The following is a 1,390-nucleotide window of genomic DNA, read 5'->3' on the forward strand; positions in this document are numbered from 1 at the left end:
ATTCAATACAGCACTGCTGTCATCAATCAACTAGATGCAATTATCACTCGTAACCAGCAAGACTTTCCCGTTACTACTCCTCGAATCCTCACACCTGCTCAGTTGATTCAAGAGTTAACCAATTATCCTTAATTTTTTTGTTGAATCCGCAATTAATCGCGTTCCTACAGTCGTTAAATTTCAGACTCTAATTCACTCACCCGCACTTTTACAGGCATCTCAAAGGACTTACCATCAGTCACTTCCAATACTTTCTGCTGCTCATCATCCGCCTTAGTTTCAGTTAGCTTTCCTCTCAATTTTTCCGCTAAAATATCTCGCTGATTAATCAAGTAAATACTAACTAAAGTCAGGGCTACACCTATTGACTGTATAGGGTTTAGCACTTCCCCTAAAAATAAATTGCCAAATAGCAAAGCAAAAACTGGAGTCAAGAAAGTCAGCGAACTTAAACTTGTGAGACTGCCGCTAGAGGCAAAGTAAAAAAATAAACCGTAAGCGATCGCACTCCCAAACACCGTCGCATAACCCAAAGCCATCCAGCCAGAAAAATCAATATTCACAAACTGTTGCGATTCTGTCACCGCCGAAAGCCCAAACAGGGGCAAACCCCCTAAAATCATGTGCCAACCCGTCGCCGTCACCGGATCGGCATAGCGACAAACCCACCGCACCAAAACCGTACCCACAGCCATCGACAAAGCCGCCAACAGCATCAACCATTCGCCACTTTGGAACAACACCCCAATCCCCGCAGAGGTCGCCTGCACCGTCTCAGGATGCAGCCAACCCGAAATCAACCCCTCCGGTAAGCCAATCAAACTAATACCCCCAATGCCGATCGCCAATCCCAACCAACCCCAAAATCCAATTCGTTCTTGAAACAGCCACAGCGATAAAATCGCCACCGCCAACGGTTGAGAATCGATCATCACCGAACCCAAACCCGCACCAGTTCGGACTAACCCTTCCGCCAAAAAGCCTTGAAACAGCGCACCATCTATAAGTGCAAACAGCGAAATCCACAGCCACGCCTTCCCCCCCTGCGGCTGAGGTTTACCCATCAACGCCGCCGCTAGCAACACTAACACCCCCGCCGGTACTAACCGCACTCCCGCCATAAATAGGGGCGTTGTGTTGGGGATAACCCCTTTCATCGCTACCATTGCGGTTCCCCACAGGAAAAACGGCGCGATCAATAACAACGGCGCAAATGGCAGTTTTGACTCAGTAAGCTTTAGCTGCATAATTATGGCTCCAAACAATAAGGGGGGTATCCTAAATTATTATGAAGTAATTTTAAGATTTGTGTGCAACCTCAGTCAATAAGCCTACTGGTGAAGAAGGGGCTAGGGGCTAGGGACTAGGGGCTAGGGTAAGAAGGGGAAGA

At 47.6% G+C, this 1,390-nt stretch carries 1 protein-coding gene; it reads right to left on the reverse strand.

Features of this window, described 5'->3' with window-relative positions; translation table 11 throughout:
- Nucleotides 1-173: 173 nt before the first annotated feature.
- Nucleotides 174-1,247: a DMT family transporter gene (locus tag OSCI_RS11020; RefSeq protein ID WP_007355021.1), complete on the reverse strand. Its 1,074-nt coding sequence runs from the start codon at nucleotides 1,245-1,247 to the stop codon at nucleotides 174-176.
- Between the last annotated feature and the right edge of the window lie 143 nt (nucleotides 1,248-1,390).

It is taken from the genome of Kamptonema sp. PCC 6506, assembly GCF_000180455.1.
GTDB classification, from domain to species: Bacteria; Cyanobacteriota; Cyanobacteriia; order Cyanobacteriales; family Microcoleaceae; genus Kamptonema; species Kamptonema formosum.